The 18331-nt window shown below is 66.8% G+C and carries 8 protein-coding genes; 2 read left to right on the plus strand and 6 right to left on the minus strand.

Going from position 1 to position 18331, the window contains the following annotated elements:
• Positions 1–8: 8 nt before the first annotated feature.
• The 5 genes from hemB to BM060_RS24280 all read right to left on the minus strand — a co-directional run bounded on the left by hemB (position 9) and on the right by BM060_RS24280 (position 14420).
• Entirely contained in the window at positions 9–980 is a 972-nt protein-coding gene (hemB, locus tag BM060_RS24255) for a porphobilinogen synthase (RefSeq protein WP_074983815.1), read from the minus strand.
• A gap of 502 nt (positions 981–1482) precedes the next feature.
• Positions 1483–3852 carry a hybrid sensor histidine kinase/response regulator gene (locus tag BM060_RS24265; protein ID WP_074983818.1) on the minus strand — a complete coding sequence of 790 codons (2370 nt, stop codon included), beginning with the start codon at positions 3850–3852 and terminating at the stop codon, positions 1483–1485.
• A 254-nt stretch (positions 3853–4106) separates the two neighbouring features.
• Positions 4107–11633: a YDG domain-containing protein gene (locus BM060_RS24270; protein WP_074983821.1), complete on the minus strand. Its 7527-nt coding sequence runs from the start codon at positions 11631–11633 to the stop codon at positions 4107–4109.
• Between the two features lie 44 nt (positions 11634–11677).
• Positions 11678–13465, minus strand: a complete 1788-nt coding sequence (locus BM060_RS24275) for a ShlB/FhaC/HecB family hemolysin secretion/activation protein (protein ID WP_245322996.1) — start codon at positions 13463–13465, stop codon at positions 11678–11680.
• Positions 13466–13643: 178 nt separating this feature from the next.
• The gene (locus tag BM060_RS24280; RefSeq protein ID WP_074983824.1) at positions 13644–14420 is read right to left on the minus strand and encodes a response regulator transcription factor; all 777 of its coding nucleotides are present in this window, start codon (positions 14418–14420) and stop codon (positions 13644–13646) included.
• A 133-nt stretch (positions 14421–14553) separates the two neighbouring features.
• On the opposite strand from BM060_RS24280, the gene BM060_RS24285 reads away from it, so the two are divergent.
• Complete coding sequence (locus BM060_RS24285; protein ID WP_074983827.1) at positions 14554–15465, plus strand: LysR family transcriptional regulator; 912 nt, start codon at positions 14554–14556, stop codon at positions 15463–15465.
• 51 nt (positions 15466–15516) lie between these two features.
• Here the strand turns inward: BM060_RS24285 and BM060_RS24290 are convergent, their stop codons facing one another.
• Entirely contained in the window at positions 15517–16749 is a 1233-nt protein-coding gene (locus BM060_RS24290) for an NADH:flavin oxidoreductase/NADH oxidase family protein (protein WP_074983830.1), read from the minus strand.
• A gap of 298 nt (positions 16750–17047) precedes the next feature.
• Between BM060_RS24290 and BM060_RS24295 the strand changes: the two genes are divergently transcribed.
• Complete coding sequence (locus BM060_RS24295) at positions 17048–17950, plus strand: acetoacetate decarboxylase family protein (RefSeq protein WP_245322997.1); 903 nt, start codon at positions 17048–17050, stop codon at positions 17948–17950.
• Positions 17951–18331 lie beyond the last annotated feature (381 nt).

Below are 18331 nucleotides of genomic sequence, written 5' to 3' on the forward strand. Positions count from 1 at the left end.
GAGCATCATCAGATGCCGTCGCGCGCCAGATCCATCGCGAAGTAGGTCAGGATCAGATCGGCCCCTGCGCGCTTGATGGCGCCGATGCTTTCGCGCATCACGCGTCCTTCGTCGATGGCGCCGGCCAGGCCAGCGAACTTGATCATCGCGTACTCGCCACTGACCTGGTAGGCCGCCAGGGGCAGGCGCGATGCGGCGCGGATGTCGGCAATCACATCGAGGTAAGCGCCGGCCGGCTTGACCATCAGCGCGTCCGCCCCTTCCTGCTCGTCCAGCAGAGACTCGCGCACCGCCTCCCGACGGTTCATCGGGTTCATCTGGTAGCCCTTGCGATCGCCCTTGAGCGCGGTGCCACCGGCCTCGCGGAATGGGCCATAGAGCGAGGAGGCGAACTTGGTCGAGTAGGCCATGATCGCCGTGTCGTGGAAGCCCGCGGCATCCAGGGCGTTGCGGATGGCCTGGACCTGCCCGTCCATTGCAGCGGACGGAGCGATGAAGTCGGCACCGGCAGCCGCGGCGACCACAGCCTGCTTGCCCAGGTTGGCCAGCGTGGCGTCGTTGTCCACCCCGTGCTCATGCAGCACGCCACAGTGGCCGTGGCTGGTGTATTCGCAGAAGCAGGTGTCGGACATGACCAGCATTTCCGGCGCGGTGTCCTTGCAGATGCGCGCCATGCGCGCCACCAGGCCGCTCTCGTTCCAGGTGTCGGAGCCAGTCTCGTCGAGGTGGTGCGAGACGCCGAAGGTCATCACCGAGCGGATGCCGGCGCGGGCGTAACGCTCGATCTCGCGGGCGAGCAGTTTCTCGGGGATACGATTGACCCCCGGCATGCTGGCGATGGGCACGAAGTCGTCGATGCCCTCCTCGACGAAGATCGGCAGGATGAGGTCATCGAGACGGAATTCGGTTTCCTGGAAGAGTGTGCGCAGGGATTCGTTTCGGCGCAGGCGGCGCGGACGGATGATGGGGAACGCGGGCATGAATACTCCAAAGGGTTTTTCCTAGCCAAAACCTTAAGTCGAGAACGCGTCGCGAGAAAAGGGACCATGACGAGAAACACCTTTGCAGGCTGGGTAATGGCCCCAGGCACCGGCGGCCTGAGGTTTGGCTACCCAATCTGTTCCAGGGTGGGCCCAGCACCCTTTCAGCCTTTGACGGCCGCCCTTTTCCATCGAGGGCTAACGCAACGATTGCCTCCGTGGCGGCAGAGTCCATAGCGTACTGGTGAGTTGAACGGGTGAGTTTCATTCGCTTCAGTTGGTAAATCCAAGTGCCTGCAACTCGCCTTCCAGGCGAGCGATAAGCGCCTGGCTATCCCAATGCGGCTCTTTAAAAAGGCAGGCCGCAATCAGCATCGGTTTCATTGGCGTCCCCTGCTCTACTTAACCGCCCTCCTCCTCTCCTGTTTCCTGTGTTCCTGGATGTACTAGCGCCACGCAGGGCATGGAGGATCTGCAGCGCTCCCGGCTCGGCGAGCCCTCGTCATTCAACGACGCAGCTACCGAGCAACCTGCGGACGCTGCCCAGTACCTGCCCGCTGGCAGCAGGCTTGAGCAGCGCGGCGTCGAACGCCAGTCCGGCGGGCACCCAGCGTGGCCGCAGGGGCGGCGCCGCCGAGTACAGCAGGACAGGCAGTTCCGGGTAGTGCTCGCGGACCTGGCAGAGCAAGGCCCAGCCATCCATCGGCGCCATCATCTGGTCGGTGATCAGCAGGTCCACCGTGGATGTCTGCAGCAATGCCAGCGCTTGCCCGCCGTCGGCGGCGGTCAGCACGTCGAAGCCGTAGCCGGCCAGCAGGTCGTACAACCCCTCACGGTTCTGCTGGATGTCGTCGACGACCAGGATGCAACGGCCATCGCCGTCGATGTCTACGGTGCCGGTATCGCTCACCACGCTTTCGACCTCATCTTCCGTCGCGCAGGCCATCCTCAGCACGAATCCCAAGGCGGCCCCCCGCTCCCGCTGCGCATCGACGTTCAGCTCGCTGCCCATCTGTTGCAGCAGCTGGCAGACGATCGAAAGCCCGAGCCCGGAGCCGTCGTAGGCCGCGGCATTGCTGCCGCGCTGGAACGGCTGCAGCAGTTTTTCCCGCTCGTCCGCGCGGATGCCGATCCCGCTGTCCCTGACACTGAAGCGCAGAGTGACGCCGCTCTCGTCGGCGTCCAGGCGTTCCACGGCGAATTCAATGAGGCCGTCGCGGGTGAATTTGCCGGCGTTGGCCAGGAGGTTGATCAGTACCTGGCGCAGGCGGCGGAAGTCGGCCTGGACCAGGGGTGGCAGGTCGGAGGCGAATTCGCAGGCGAAGCGGTTGTCCTGGCGCAGGGCGAGGAAGCGCCCTTCGTCCTCGATTTCCCGCAGGAAGCCGTAGAGGTAGCCGGGCGCCAGGACCAGCTCCAGTTGCTGCAGGTCGCTGCGGGAAAATTCCAGCAACTCGTCGATCATCTCCAGCTGGCGGCGGGCGTTGCGCTCGATGCGCTGGGGCAGGTCCGTCCGGCCCTCGCGCTCCAGGGCCCGCGAGTAGTCGATGATGCTCGACAGTGGCGTGCGCAGGTCGTGGCTGATGCGCGCCAGCAGCATGCTGCGGGCCCGTAGTGATTCGCGCAACTGCTCGGTGCGCCGGGCGACCGAGCCTTCCAGCCGCTCGTGCTCCGCCCGGCGCTGCTCCTCGAGATCCGCCAGGGCCCGGCGCTCGCGCCAGCGACTGCGGCTGAACTCCATCACCAGGGTGCAGACCAGCAACAGCACGCCGGGCAAGGTGGAGGTCAGGCCCAGTTGGTCCTCACCGTACTGCCAGCCCACGTTCTTCACGTCCATGAAGTGCCGGAGGGTGCCCTGGAACACGAACAGCGCCGTCAGCCCGAGCCCCAGCCAGCTGGGGCGCCGGCCGTACAGCCAGGTCGCCCCCAGTGTCAGCGGGATCAGCAGGTAGTTGAGCCCGCGCAGTTCGCTGAACACGACCCGGGTGTAGCGGTAGTCGCCGAATGCCCCCCAGAGCAGCAGCCCTCCGATCAACAGGGTGTACAGGTTCAGCAGGGCCTTCATCCACCCCGGCAGGACCTGCACGCCGAACAGGACGCGCATGTAGCCCAGGAACAACGAGAAGGCGAGGCAGGAGAGCACGCTGATCAACTGCTCCTTCAACGGCATCCACTGCGGGACATAGAACAGGTAGCCGTTGACCACGCAGCACACCAGGCCATAGGCCATGATCGCCAGGGCGTTCATGATCAGCAGTTGCGAGCGGCGGATCAGGCCGATGACGAAGCCGAAGGGGACGATGATCAGGGTGATGCCCAGGGACACGCCATCGAGCAGGTTCGACCATTCGAGGGCGCGCTGCTGCTGGAACTCGTCCCACAGGGCCGGCTTGATCATCAACGCGCTGCTGCTCTGTACCCGCATCAGCAATTGGGCCGGCTCGCCCCCGGCAAGGGCCAGCGGAAACAGCGGCTGCCGCGCGGCGACCCGCCACTGCGACAGCGGGTAGTCGCTGCCGGCGTGCATTTCGCTCCACTGCCCGGCGTGCCCGACGAACACCTGCACCTTGTCCAGGCGCGGCTCGCCGACCTTCAGCCAGCGCAGGCAAGCGCTGTCCGGCTGCAGGGTGAAGCGCAGCCAGATCGCCGCGGTGCTGAATTCCAGGGGGAAGCGGTTCCCCTCGATCCGCTGGAAGCGCTCGTCCGGGAGGTTCGTGACCGCCTCCGCGCCCAGGCTGTGCGTCGGATCGAGCAGGAACTGCGCACCGGGAAGCAATTGCAGCGATGAAACCTGGCAGGGATCGGGCAGCCCGGACGCCCAGGCCATCCGGTTGCCACAGAGCGCCAGGAGCAGAAACAACAGCAGCAGAGGCATGCCGAAGGAGCCGGCGCGCCAGGATGCCGGTCGCCGCCCGCGGCTGCGAAGAAAAGCCAGTTGCTTGTTTACCACGCGCTGCACGCCTACATGAGCGGGTTACCGGGGGCGCATACGATAGCCCAAATCCGCTGGCGAGACCGTCCCGCCCGGCGCAACCTGTGGTTGCGCCGGATGGGAACGGGAAGACCCCTCGATGGCCGGCAGCGAGGTGTCTCCGGATCGTCCCCAGCCCGGGAGGCCGGCGACGGAGGTCAGCGAGAGACCAGTTGGATGCCGCTCGCCGAACCTCGCCAGGCCGAGCCCGCGACCCGCTCGATGACTATCGCCCGCACGCCCGGCACCGTCACCCCGAGGCGCTGCTTGGCCAGCGCCAGGCCGAAGCTGGCCAGGTCCTCGTCCGAGTCATCGTCGTCCAGGCCGCGCACTGCCACGCGCAAGGTGCCGTCCTTGACCAGCGCCACCTTGAGCGGAAGCAGTTCGCCATTGGCACGAGCCACCGCGCCGCTGGCCCACTGGCCAGTCTCCTGCCCCAGGTCAGGCGCCTGCTGCCGTGCCGCGCTAACGGGCTCCAGGGTGATGCTGTTGCCCAGGTCGGTGGCCCGGAACAGTCCCTTGCCGGACGGCTCGCTGCCAACATCCACGCGGAACAACGCCAGGGTGTTGACCTGCGCCAATTCTGCCGGCGCGTCGTCCAGCATCAGGCTCTGGCGACCGCCGCCGCTGAGCACCGCGTCCTGCAGCAGCAGTTCGCTGCCGACAGGGATGTCGGCTGGCGCCGCGGCCTGCCGGGAAGCGTCGCTGAACAGCTGGGTGCTGGCCTGCGGCAGCGAGTCGGTCGGCGCCGTCACCTGCACGCGCTGGGACTGCTGCTCCACGGCCACCGCCGTGGCGTTCGCGCCCTTGGGTTCGTTGATCAGGCCCACCGGGTTGTACAGCGGCGCCTCGATGCTCCCGGTACCCTGCAGTTGCGCCGGATCGATCCGGTAGTTGCCGGCGTCGCCGCCCGCCAGAAGCAGGTCGACGGCGCTGACCGCCTTGCCCTGCCCCGCCGACGGCGTGGCATAGAGCCCGTTGGCCGTGGCGCGGACATCGTCCCCGGCGACCACGCCGCTCAGCTCGACGCCCTGTACCGGAGCCCGGGTGCTGCCGTCGTAGGTCTTGTCGCCGACCAGCAGGGTGCCGCCCAGGGTCTTCCGGGCGATATCGGCCGTGCCAACCGTGGCGCCGGTGTCGAAGCTGTAGTTGCCCGCCTCGGCGCCGGCCAGGCTGATGCCGCTGCCGCTCACCGACTTGTCGTTGCCGGCGTTCTTGTCGACGAAGCTGCCGGTGCTGCCGATGCCAACCACCCTGCCCTCGTCGCCGGCCACCACGCCCACCAGGCCGACGTTGGTCAGTTGCGCGTTGGTATTGCCGTCATACACCTTGTCGGCCACGTCGGCCGTGCCGGTCAGCACCTTGCGGGTGATGTCGGCGGTGCCGATCCGGGCGGTGGTGTCGAAGCTGTAGTTGCCTGCTTCGGCGCCGGACAGGGCAACGCCACTGCCGCTCACCGACTTGTCGCTGCCAGCGTTCTTGTCGGCGAAGCTGCCGGCGCCGCTACCGGCCACCTTGCCTTCGTCACCGGCGACCACGCCGACCAGGCCGATATTGCCCAGTTGCGCGTTGGTGGTGCCGTCGTACACCTTGTCGGCCACATCGGCAGTGCCGGTCAGTACCTTGCGAGAGATGTCGGCGGCGCCGATCTGGGCCGTGGTGTCGAAGCTGTAGTTACCCGCTTCGGAGCCGGACAGGGCGATGCCACTGCCACTCACCGCCTTGTCGTTGCCGGCGTTCCTGTCGGCGAAGCTGCCGGTGGAGCCGGTCCCCACCACTGCGCCCTCGTCGCCCGCGACCACGCCTACCAGGTTCACGTTGCTCAGTTGGGCATTGGTGTTGCCGTCATAGACCTTGTCGGTCACGTCGGCAGTAGCGGTCAGCACCTTGCGGTTGATGTCGGCGGTGCCAATCTGGGCGGCGGTGTCGAAGCTGTAGTTATTGGCTTCGGCACCGGTCAGGCCGATACCGCTGCCGCTCACCGACTTGTCGTTGCCGGCATTCTTGTCAGCGAAGCTGCCGGTCACGCCCGTGCTCACTACTTGGCCTTCATCGCCGGCGACCACACCGACCAGATTGACGTTGCTCAGCTGGGCGTCGGTGCTGCCGTCATAGACCTTGTCGGCCACATCAGCCGTCGCGGTCAGCGCCTTGCGGGTGATATCGGCCGTGCCAATCTGGGCGGTGGTGTCGAAGCTGTAGTTGCCCGCCTCGTCGCCGGACAGGGCAACGCCACTGCCGCTCACCGACTTGTCGCTGCCGGCATTCTTGTCGGCGAAGCTGCCGCTGCCGCTACCGGCCACCTTGTCTTCGTCACCAGCAACCACGCCGACCAGGCCGATATTGCTCAGTTGGGCGTTGGTATTGCCGTCGTACACCTTGTCGGCCACGTCGGCAGTCGCGGTCAGTACCTTGCGGTCGATGTCGGCGGTGCCGATCTGGGCGGCGGTGTCGAAGCTGTAGTTGCCCGCCTCGGCGCCGGTCAGGCCGATACCGCTACCGCTCACCGACTTGTCGGTGCCGGCGTTCTTGTCGGCGAAACTGCCGGTCACGCCGGTGCTCGCTACCTGGCCTTCATCGCCAGCCACCACACCCACCAGGTTGACGTTGCTCAGCTGGGTGTTGGTGTTGCCGTCGTACACCTTGTCGGCCACGTCGGCCGTCGCGGTCAGCACCTTGCGGGTGATGTCGGCGGTGCCGATCCGGGCGCCGGTATCGAAGCTGTAGTTGCTGGCTTCATCGCCGGACAGGGCGACATTGCTGCCGCTCACCGACTTGTCGTTGCCAGCGTTCCTGTCGACGAAGCTGCCGCTGCCATTACCGGCCACCTTGCCTTCGTCACCGGCCACCACGCCGACCAGGGCGATATCGCTCAGCTGGGCGTCGGTATTGCCGTCGTACACCTTGTCGGCCACGTTGGCGGTTGCGGTCAGCATCTTGCGAGTGATATCGGCCGTGCCGATCTGCGCTGCGGTGTCGAAGCTGTAGTTGCCCGCCTCGGTGCCGGAGAGGCCGATGCCGCTGCCAGTGACCGACTTGTCGGCACCAGCGTTCTTGTCGGCGAAGCTGCCGGTCACGCCCGTGCTCACCACTTCGCCCTCGTCGCCCGCGATCACGCCCACCAGATTCACATTGCTCAGCTGGGCGTCGGTGCTACCGTCGTAGACCTTGTCGGCTACATCGGCGGTGGCCGTCAGCACTTTGCGGGTGATGTCGGCGGTGCCGACCTGGGCCGCAGTATCGAAGCTGTAGTTATTGGCTTCGGCGCCAGTCAGGCCGATGCCGCTGCCGCTCACCGACTTGTCGCTGCCGGCGTTCTTGTCGGCGAAGCTACCGATAGCCCCCGTGCTCGCTACCTGGCCTTCATCACCTGCGACCACACCCACCAGGCTCACATTGTTCAGCTGGGCATTGGCGTTGCCATCGTACACCTTGTCAGCCACATCGGCCGTCGCAGTCAGAACCTTGCGAGTGATATCGGCCGTGCCGATCGCGGCGCTGGTGTCGAAGCTGTAGTTGTTGGCTTCGGCGCCGGTCAGGCCGATACCGCTGCCGCTTACCGACTTGTCGTTGCCGGCATTCTTGTCGACGAAGCTACCGATGGCACCGGTGCTCACCACCTCGCCTTCGTCACCCGCCACCACACCGACCAGACTCACATTGCTCAGTTGAGCACTGGTGTTGCCGTCATACACTTTGTCCGCCACGTCAGCGGTGGCGGTCAGCGCCTTGCGGGCAATGTCGGCCGTGCCGATCTGCGCGGTCCCATCGAAGCTATAGTTGCCCGCCTCGCTACCGGACAGGATGACGCCGCTGCCGCTCACCGCCTTGTCGCTGCCAGCGTTCTTGTCGACGAAGCTGCCGCTGCCGCTACCGGCCACCTCGCCTTCGTCGCCCGCCACCACACCCACCAGATTCACATTGCTCAGCTGGGCGTTGGTATTGCCGTCGTAGACTTTGTCGGCCACGTCGGCCGTCGCGGTCAGTACCTTGCGGGTGATGTCAGCGGTGCCGATCTGGGCTGCGGTATCGAAGCTGTAGTTGCCCGCCTCGGCGCCGCTCAGCCCGACGCCGCTACCGTTCACCGACTTGTCGCTACCGGCGTTCTTGTCGGAGAAGGTGCCAGTAACGCCGGTGCTCACCACCTGGCCTTCGTCGCCAGCCACCACGCCCACCAGATTCACGTTGCTCAGCTGGGCATTGGTGTTGCCGTCATACACTTTGTCGGCCACATCGGCAGTCGCGGTCAGCACCTTGCGGGCGATGTCGGCGGTACCGATCTGGGCCGCGGTGTCGAAGCTGTAGTTGCCCGCCTCGGCGCCGGACAGGCCGATGCCGCTGCCAGTGACCGACTTGTCGCTACCGGCATTCTTGTCAGCGAAGCTACCGGTGGAGCCCGTGCTCGCTACCTGGCCCTCGTCGCCAGCCACCACACCCACCAGGCTCAGGTTGCTCAGCTGGGCGTTGGTGTTGCCGTCGTAGACCTTGTCGGCCACGTCGGCGGTGGCGGTCAGGACCTTCTTGTCGACCACGCCGACGTCGCCGCTCACCGAGCCGGACGACAGCTGGTAGCCGTAGACCGCCACGCTCTTGCCACCGTTGAGCGTCTGGTTGCTCGCCGTGCCCAGGGCCACGCCGTCCACCGTGACGGTCTTGCCGCTGCCGGCGTTCTTGTCGTCGTAGCGGGCCGAGCCCCAGCCGCTGACGATCAGCTGGATGTCGTCGCCGTCGATGGCGCCGTTGGTGGCTCCCGGCGCTGCCGGGTCGGTGTTCACGTCGAAGTTGGCCATCGACAGGTTGGTGGTGCCGGCCGCCGCGCTGTCGTTGCCGTCGTAGGTCTTCTCCACCGTGCCCACCAGTTTTACGTCCACGGTCGGCGCCACGCTGTACAGGTGGCCGTTGCCGCTGCTCTGCGCCACCACCAGCGAAGGGTCGCCGTAGTTGGCGTTGTACTGCTTGAAGTCCACGTCCAGGCCGCCGCGCAGGTCGTCGCGCGGGTCGCTGGAATAGGTCAGCCAGCGGCCGTTGCTGTTGCTGGTCAGCAGCGCGTTGGCGCCGGTGTTGTTGATGAAGTTGCGCGCCGCAGCGGCGACCACCGCGTCGCCGCTGCCATGGGCGGAAATGCTCCCGCCGCCGTTGATCTGCACGTCGCCCACGCCGGCGCTGACGATGGCGTGGCCGGTGCTGGAGGTATTCTCCAGGGCGCCGTTGACCACCAGGTTGCCGTTGAGCAGGGTCAGGTTGTTGTTGGCGTCGAAGCTGAAGCCGCTGCTGTTCACCGTGGTGGTGCCGGTACCGTCGGCGCGGCCGATGGTCAGGTTCCTGATGCCGGTCAGCTGGGTGAAGGTGGTGGCCGAGGCGATGCCGTCGGTGCCGTCGAGGGCGATGTCGGTGCCGATGTCCCAGGGCTCCAGGACGATGCTCGCGGTGTTGATGTTCTGCAGGGTGGCCTGGCTGAAGTCGATATTCTCCGCGCGCAGGGTCAGGGCCTTGTCGCCGGTCTGCAGGTTCACGTTGCTGGTGAAGTTGATGTCGCCGTCGGTGTAGATCGAGGCGCCGCCGAGCATGGTCAGCGGCGTGCTGAAGTTGACGTCGCCGCTCAGGCTGAGCTTGCCGGCCAGGCGCTTCTCGCCGGTGGAGCCGCCCATCCCCAGGCTGCCCATGGCGTCGCCGAAGTAGAGGCGGCCGGCGCCCAGGGTGATGTCGCTGTTGAGCGTGGCGATGCTTTCGGCATAGTTGGTGGTGCCGAAGGACAGGTAGAGGTTGCCGCCGTTGGTGCTGATCGGCGTATTGATGGTCAGCGCGCCCTTGCCGCCCGTGTCGGAGTCGCTGGACAGGCGCACGTAGCCGCCGTTGGTGGTCAGCGCGCCGGCGATGGTCAGGCCGTCGGCGCCCAGCAGGGTGATGGAGCCCGCCCCCGGCGTGCCGCTGCCGGCGGAGTTGACGTTGTGGACCGGCAGCGCGCTCACCGCGGGGTTGTCGCCGGCGCCATGGGCGATCAGGTTGGCGACGTTGCTGATGCTGCCGGTGCCGGTGCCGCCGGACTGGAAGTACAGGCTGCCGGTGCCGAACACCTCGATGGTGTTGTTGGGGTTGGCGAAGGTGATGGAACTGTTGCTGTTGCTGCTGTTGCCCGCCTCCACACGCAGACTGACGTTGTCCTGCATGCTGATGGTGCCGTCGCCGCCGTTCTGGGTGAGGTCGCCGAAGGTGATGGCGCCGGTGGCGGTCATCAGTACGTTGGCGCCCTGGGCCTCCAGGGTCTGTTCGTAGACCGTGACGTTGCCGCTGCCGCTGCTCCAGTTGCCGCTGCTGCCGCTGCCACCGGAGACGGTGATGTTGGTCGGGTCCAGCAGCAGGTCGCCGGTGCGGCCCTTGGCCGCGCGTGCATCGGCCACGCCGGCGTAGCTCAGGGTCTGCTTGCCCGAGACTTCCGCCTTGCCACCGTCACCGCCCTGCGCGCCGCCCCGAACCGAGATGCTCCCGGCGAAGCTGTTGTCGCCGTCGGACCAGGCCACCACCTGGCCGCCGTCGCCCTGCACGGTGGCGTCGGCGCGCAGCTCCGCGCCACTGGCCACGCTCACCTGCTGCGCATTGCGCACGCTGGCGTCCTGCCCCTGCCAGCCGCCGCCAACCTTGATGTCACCACCGCCGCTGCTGCCGCTGGCGTCCAGCCGGGCGCCCTGGGCCAGCTCGACGCGGTTGCCGGTGACCACCAGCGAACCGCCCGCGCCCTGGCTGGAGGACGCGTCCAGGGTTCCCGCCACCTGGGTCAGGCCGCTGTCGCCATCGCCGTCGAGGAGGATGCGGCCGTTGCGCGCCACCAGGCCATGGGCCTCGATCACCCCGGAGTTGTTGACCACGCTGCTGATCGCCGCGTCCGCCGAGCGGGCGCTGAGCACCACCGAGCCGCCGTCGGCGCTGATGCGCCCGTCGTTGCGCACCAGGGCGTCGAGCACGCCGCGGTCGACATTGACGCTCACCAGCCCGTCGCCGGTGAAATCCAGGCTGACCTGCTCGCCTGCGGCCAGCACGCTGCTGCCCGAGGGCGTCTCGATGCTGCCGCTGTTGCGCACCTGCGGGCCGATCAGGGCGACCACGCCGCCATCGGCGGTCTTGATGCTCCCCTGGTTGACCACCGCGCCCGCGCCGCTGCCGCCGCCGAGGCGGGTCTTGCCGGCCATGAAGTCGGCGTCGCTGATGTTCAGCGACGATGCCACCAGGCCTCCGACATTCACCTGGGCACCCTGGCCGATCACCACGCCGTTGGGGTTGAGCAGCCAGACCTGGCCGTTGGCGTCGAGCTTGCCGAGGATCTGGCTGGCGTTGCCGCCGCCGACCACCCGGTTGAGCGCGACGCTGTCGCGGCCGGGCTGCTGGAACTGCACGCGGGCATCGGCGCCGACGTCGAAGCTGTTCCAGTTGGTCACCAGGCGGTTGCTGTTCTGCTGGATGGTCATCTGTGCGCCGGACTGGCTGATGCTGCCGGCGCCGGCGACTATGCTGCCGCCCGTGGGAAGGTCGGCGGCCTGGGCCATGCCACCGCCGAGCAGGCCGAGGGCGGCAAGGATACCGACCACCCCGCCGCGCTTGCCGCGGGCGGTGGAGTTTTCGGCAACGGCGACATAGGCCTGGGCGGTGTCGCTCCAGACCAGACGGTATACATGGTTCAACGAAGCGCTCATGGCGTGCTCCTACTTTGTCTCTTCGATACCCGGTGGGGCGATGATCAGAACGCCAGCGAGGCCTGGATCCAGCCGCGCCAGTCGCTGGCGCGGCCGTCGGCGTCCTGGCCGGAAAGGCTGCGCCCGGGGTTGTCGCCCAGGGTGCGGGCCACGGCGGCGTGCAGGCTCCATTGGCCGACCCAGAGGTTGGCGCCAAGGCCCAGGGCATTCAGGTCGTAGCGGTTGCGCCCGGTGGCGGTGACGGTGGAGCCCGGCCAGGTGTCCTGGTGCAGCCAGACCCGCCCGCTGTCGAAGAAGCCGAGGCCTTCCAGCTTGGCGTTCGGCAGGCCGATGGGGAGGTTGCGGCGCAGCTCCAGGGTGCCCAGCCAGCCCTCGTCGCCGGCTGCCTCGCCGACCGGGTAGGCGCGCACGCCGGCGGGGCCGCCGAGCAGGAACTTCTCCGCCGAGTCGAGGTTCTGGTCCGACCATTGCGCCGACATCCCGGCGTACAGGTTCCAGTCGCTGCCCGCGCCCAGGCTCTGCAGGCGCGACAGGCGCAGGTCGAGTTTCTCGAAGTGGCCGTCGCTCCTGGCGCTGCGGCTGTCGGCGAACGCGTCGTCGCGGTTGCCCGAGAGGTCCAGCTTGCCGAGGGTGAGCGCCACGCCGGCATCGCTGACGCCGCCGCCGGCGAAGCTATCGAAGCGGTTGCCGTTCAGGGCGAAGGTGAAGTTGTCCAGGCTGCGGTCGCGCAGGTTGGCGCCCAGGGCCCGGTCCTTGAGGTTCTTGTGCTCGTAGGTGCCGGAGAGGTAGAGGTTCTGCAGGCGCGAACGCAGCAGCGGGTAGCTCAGGCCGATGGAGCCGGTGCTGGCCGTGCCGCGCAGGTCCAGCACGCGGTACTTGTCCTGGTCGACGTCGTAGCGCAGGTACGAGGTCCCCAGCTGCAGGCGCAGGCCGGAGGCGTTCAGCGGCAGGCTGTACCCGGCGCCGAAGATGTCGCTGCCGGTGGTCTTGCTGACGCCCAGGTTCAGTTGGTCGCCGATCGCCAGCGGGTCATTGAGGCTGAGCTGGGCATTGGCCCGGGCGATTCCGGTGCTGCGGTTGCCATAGTTGTCGAGCGACACCGCGCCACTGACCAGCGGGCCCTGCCTGGCGTCGATCAGCAGGCGGCTGCTGCCCGGTTCCGTACCGCGCTCCAGCGCGGCGTGGGCGCTGATGCCCGGCTGGTCATTGATCAGCAGCAGCGCGCGTTCGAGGTCTTCGGCCTGCAGCACCTTGCCTTCGGGCAGCGCCGCGCCGGCCATGTCGGCCAGGCGTCGCGGGCTGCTGCGGGTGTTGCCGCCGACCTGGATGCGCGCGGCGCCGGACTCCAGGCGCCCCTTGATCAGGGCGATCTCCAGGTTGCCCTCGGTCAGGTCCTGGCGCGGCAGATAGGCCCTGGCCAGCACATAGCCGCGGCCACGCAGGTAGCGCGTGAGGCTGTCCACCAGTTGCTGCAGGCCGGCATGGTCGAGGGTCTTGCCGAGCATCGGTTGCAGCAGCTGTTGCAGGTTTTCCGCGCTGGCCAGGTCGGTGTCGCCGCTGAAGCGGATCGCACTCAGGCGTACGCGCAGGCCGGCGTCACCGGGGCGCCTGGTTTCCACCGGCAGTTCGAGCCCCGCCGGCGGCTGGGTGGACTGCGGTCGCGGGGGTTGGGTGCGTTGCTGCTCGTTGAGCAACTGGCCGGCGCTGGGCAGGCTCTCGGCCAACGCTTGGGGGACGGTCAGCGTGCCGGCCAGGGCGATGGCCAGGGCGATGGCCATGGGCAGCAGGGTGCGGCCGAAGCGCTCGGAAGCCGCATGCAGGAAATGCGTCAAGGGACAGACTCCAGGGGGTTCTAATTAGCATCCGTTGCAGCAGCGGGTCTGACGGATATTTGGCCCCTGAAGTATTCCCACTCTCCAAACGACGGATTTTTGCCAGGCAGGACGGAAATTTTGCGGCGAAGGACAATGATGGCTTTTTTATGGCGCAGCCGGAGGCCGCCGCCAGCGGCTAGCGGCCGGAGCCGGCCAAGGCCTGCTGGCGGAATTCGCTGGGGGTCACGCCCTGCTGCTCGCGGAACGCCGTGGTGAAGTTGCAGGCGCTGCTGAAGCCCACCAGATCGGCGATGTCCTGCACGCTCATGCGGCTGCCGGCCAGCAGTTCCTGCGCCTTGCGCAGGCGCGCCTGGCGCACGTGGGCGAAGACCGTGCAGCCCAGGTGCCGGCGAAAGATCGCCGACAGGCGCTTCTCATGGGTGCCCACGCTCCTGGCGATCTCCGCCAGCCCCGGCAGTTGCGCCAGGTTCTCGTCGATGTAGCGCAGCACCGCACGCAGAAGAATCTCGTCTCCCGAGGCCGGCGAGCCTTCTTCGCTGGCCGGCGCTGCCCGCCGGGTGAGTTGCAGGTGCAGGCGCACCCGGGCGAGCACCTCCTCCGCCTCGAACGGCTTGAGCACGTAGTCCACGCCGCCCAGGCTGAAGCCCTCCAGGCGTTCCTCCAGGTCGTTCGCGGAGGTCAGGAAGATCACCGGGATGTCCCGCGTCGCCGGCGCCTCGCGGAGCAGCCGGCACACCGAGAAGCCGCTCATCTTCGGCATGCGCACGTCCAGCAGCACCAGGTCCGGCTGCAGCGCCAGGGCCCGCTGGTAGCCCTGCTGGGCCTCGGTCACCACGGAGATGCGCCAGGGCTGCGCATGCAGCAGGTGCAGCAAGGGACGGATCTCTTCGGGGGAGTCGTCGATCAGCAGGATGTGTGGCCTATCGGTAGTGACTGGTTTGCGTCCAAGCATGGTACCGCCGCGTCCCCTAGTGCATCTCGTTCGTATCCTCGACCGGGCGCCGCGGCAAAGGCATCCGCCGCCCGGGCAAAGACTCATGGTTGATAACGCGCCATAAAATATCGCAATACCATGAGGGAAAGGTATGAAGGAAGGTTCCATCGGCCGCAACCTGACGTTGCAGGATGACAGCGACTGGCCTGGGTTGCTCCTGGAGTTGCATTGGTTCGCCCGCCTGGTGGAGGCGCGCGGTTTCAGCGCTGCAGCACGTGTATCGGGCCTCTCCAAGTCCTCCATGAGTCGGCGTCTCCAGCAACTGGAGCGGCGCATGGGCGTTCAGCTGGTCCAGCGCAGCAACCGTGTATTCGCCCTGACGAGCATTGGCGAAGGGGTCTACAGGCACGCCCAGGAAATGCTGGCTGCGGCCGAAGCAGCCACTCATAGCGCTCAGGCGGCATTGAAAAGCGCGAGCGGCTTCGTGCGCCTGGCCGCGCCGGGCATCCTGCAAGGCTGGCTCGTGCGCTTGCTGGCGAAGTTCCTGGCGCAGCAACCACGCATCCACATCGGCCTGTTCGACCTGGGGCCGGAACACGACCCCATCGCCCAGATGACCGATATCAGCCTCAGCCTGGCAGTCCCTCCCCACGACAGTACGATGCTGGCAGCGCGCAACCTGGCCACCCTGCGCACCCACTATATGGCCGCGCCGGCCATGGCCGGGAACATCGGCCATGGGCAGGCAGCAACCGCTTCCAGCCTGCCGCTGCTTTGCGATGCCGCCTCGGGAACGAGCAAAGGGGCGACATTCAGCACCGATAGCCTGCTGGCCCTTCGGGAAGCTGCAATCGCAGGCCTGGGGGTCGTCTGCCTGCCAGCGATAGCCTGCAGCGAAGAACTTCGAGCCGGCTCCCTGCGGATCATCCAGACCGCGGAGGCGCCCCCGGAAATGACGTTACTCGCCATAACGCCTCCGACCAAGGCGATCACCCAAGCCAGCCGCATCCTGATGAACGAGATTCAGGATGCCGCACGATCCTCATACGCGGTTGAATACTGAGCCCCGCCAACGCCCCTGGATGAAGACGGCATCAACCCTCCCCGCCAATGATCAGCCGGCAAGCCCCCTCACCCAACGCCGATAGCGCCAGGTGCGAACCTGCGTATCCAACTGCTGCTCCAGCAGCGCCAGCGCCGGCGCGACATTCGGGTTGGCCAGCTTGCCGAGGCTCAGGCGGCGCAACTGGTGCTTCACCATCGCCATGTAGCCGATCGACGCCAGCACCTTGTTCTTCCAGGTGATGGGCCTGAGCATGGGCGCGCTTGCCTGCCCCGCCCGCCAGTCCCTGGGCAGGTTGGGTTCGATGGCCAGCGCGGTGCCCATGCCGACCATGTCGATGCCGCTGTCCAGGACCTGCTCCGCCACCGGCAGCCGGCGCACGCCGCCGGTGACCATGACCGGCATCTTTGCAACGGACGAGATGTCCTTGGCGAACTCCAGGAAGTAGGCTTCCCGGGCCAGGGTGCGGCCGTCACGGGCCTGGCCGTGCATCGCCGGCGCTTCGTAGCTGCCGCCGGACAGCTCGATCAGGTCCACGCCCAGCGGGTTGAGCAGCGCGACGACCTGCTTCGCATCGTCCGTGCTGAACCCGCCGCGCTGGAAGTCGGCCGAGTTGAGCTTCACCGACACGGCGAACCCGGGGCCCACCGCCGCGCGGACTTCCCTGACCACGTCGAGCAGCAGCCGGGCGCGGTTCTCCAGCGCCCCGCCCCACTGATCCGTGCGCTTGTTGGTGATCGGCGAGAGGAACTGGCTGATCAGGTAGCCGTGCGCGGCATGGATCTGCACGCCGGTGAAGCCGAAGCGCTCGGCGAGCACGGCCGTCCTGACGAAGCGCGCCTTGACGTCAGCGATGTCCGCCTCGGTCATCGCCCGCGGCGGGATGAACTGCTTGGAGAAGTTGCCCAGGTCCATGGGCACTTCCGAGGGCGCGATGGTGTCCTGCTTCAGGGCCGCGGGCATCTGCCGGCCTGGATGGTTGATCTGCATCCACACCTGCCCGCCGTGGGAGCGGGCGGCTTGCGCCCAGGCCCGGAAGCGCTCGCCGAAGCGCTCGGACTCCAGCACCACCCCGCCCGGCCCGGTCATGGCGCGGTGATCGATCATGACGTTGCCGGTGATCATCAGGCCGACCTCGCCTTCGGCCCAGATGCGATAGAGGCGGATCAGTACATCCGAGGGCGCATGGTCTTTGTCCGCCATGTTTTCTTCCATGGCGGCTTTGGCGAGACGGTTGGGAATGACGGTCCCATTGGGCAGGGTCAACGCAGTGAACACAGTCATCACAGGCTCCAGGATTGGCGACTGCGGCACCATAACCTTGAAGTCAACTTCAAGGTCAAGCAGGGTTTTCGAATGCCGTGCCAACCACTCAAAACCCGGGATTGCAGGGGCTTGACCTTGAAGTTCAGTTAAAGGTTAGGGTTCGCCGGCAAGCTGCTGGCCAGCGTGCCGCAAGCCCCACGCCTAACCCTGGAGAGAGTGAACAGTGAAACTCGGAAGTGTTGCCGCGATAGCCGGACTTTTCGTCAATGCCCTTGCAGCCTCCGCATGGGCCGAGGTTCCAGCGACCGAAAGCACGATGATCGACATCGCCGGCCATGAAGTGCCTGTGGTGAAAGGCGGGTTGTACGACCGCTACCGTTCGAACCCGCCCCTCTCGGTGATCGCCGCCGAGGCGCCGGACGTCGACCTGAGCTGGTTCAAGGGGCTGACCAAGACGAAGGTGGACATAGGCTTCGAATCCTACTCGCCGAACTTCTACTACAAGAACAGCCGGGTCACCGCCGTCTACACGGCGGACATCGACAAGCTCAGGGAGCTGATACCCGCCAAGGTCCTGGAAAAGGTGCAGCCCCTGCAGGTCTGGCCGGGGCGCGGCCTGGTGGCATTCACCGCCTACTCCTATCACTACTGCGACAACGACAGCTACAACGAAGTCGCCCTTTCCATCATCACCAACAAGCCTGGCAGCTCGAACCTCGGCCCCCTCACGCTGGTTGGCCAGTCGCTGTCCAAGGATTATTGGGGGTACGTGCTCAAGCTCCCGGTGAACACCGAGCTCGCGAGGGTTCGCGGCGTGGTTGGCTACAACCTGCCGAAGTGGCTGACCGGCATCGACGTCACGGAGGATGCGCACAAGGTGACCTACGACATCGTCGATAGCCGGACGGGCAAGGTGGATGTGGTGTTCCAGGCGGCCAAGCTTGCCAAGCTTTCGCAGAAGGACGAGCTGGTGACCAGCAGCTTCACCAATACCGACCAGAAAGGTGAGCTGACCTATGGCTACGCGGTGTCGCGCCAGCTCAGCCATGCCTCCAGCAGCGACGGGGATTCGGCGCGGCTGATCCTCGGCGAGGGGGAGCTTTCCAGCTACATCAAGTCGCTGAAGCTCGGGAAGATGCTGAAGTACGAGTACGTTCCGCAGTTCCAGAGCGCGCTCTATGCGCCCAAGCCGCTGGGTTCGCTTATCGGCAAGGACTGACGGGCCGTGGGCCGGTGCGCCAATGCCATCATGACTGTAGGAGCGAGCTTGCTCGCGAACGGGGTTTACCGGGGGGCTGAGGTGTTGGGGGTAAGAGCGCCCTCTCCCCAACCCTCTCCCGCAAGCGGGAGAGGGGGCTGTCCTGAGCGATGCGTCGGTCAGGCGCCATCCTTCCACGCCTAACCCCACCCCGTCATTCCCGCGAACGCGGGACGCGGCTCCATCGCGAACAGCGCTTGCGCTGGCCCGAAGGGGAATAACCCAGAGACTTGGGGGCTTGGTGTACCGCGCCGCTCCGAGTGCTTGGAGGTTTCTTGTTTCGCCCCCTCGGGCGAGTCCCTTTTGTCAAACGCCACAAAAGGAACCAAAAAGGCTTGCCCC

It is taken from the genome of Pseudomonas citronellolis, assembly GCF_900112375.1.
Classification (GTDB): Bacteria; Pseudomonadota; Gammaproteobacteria; order Pseudomonadales; family Pseudomonadaceae; genus Pseudomonas; species Pseudomonas citronellolis.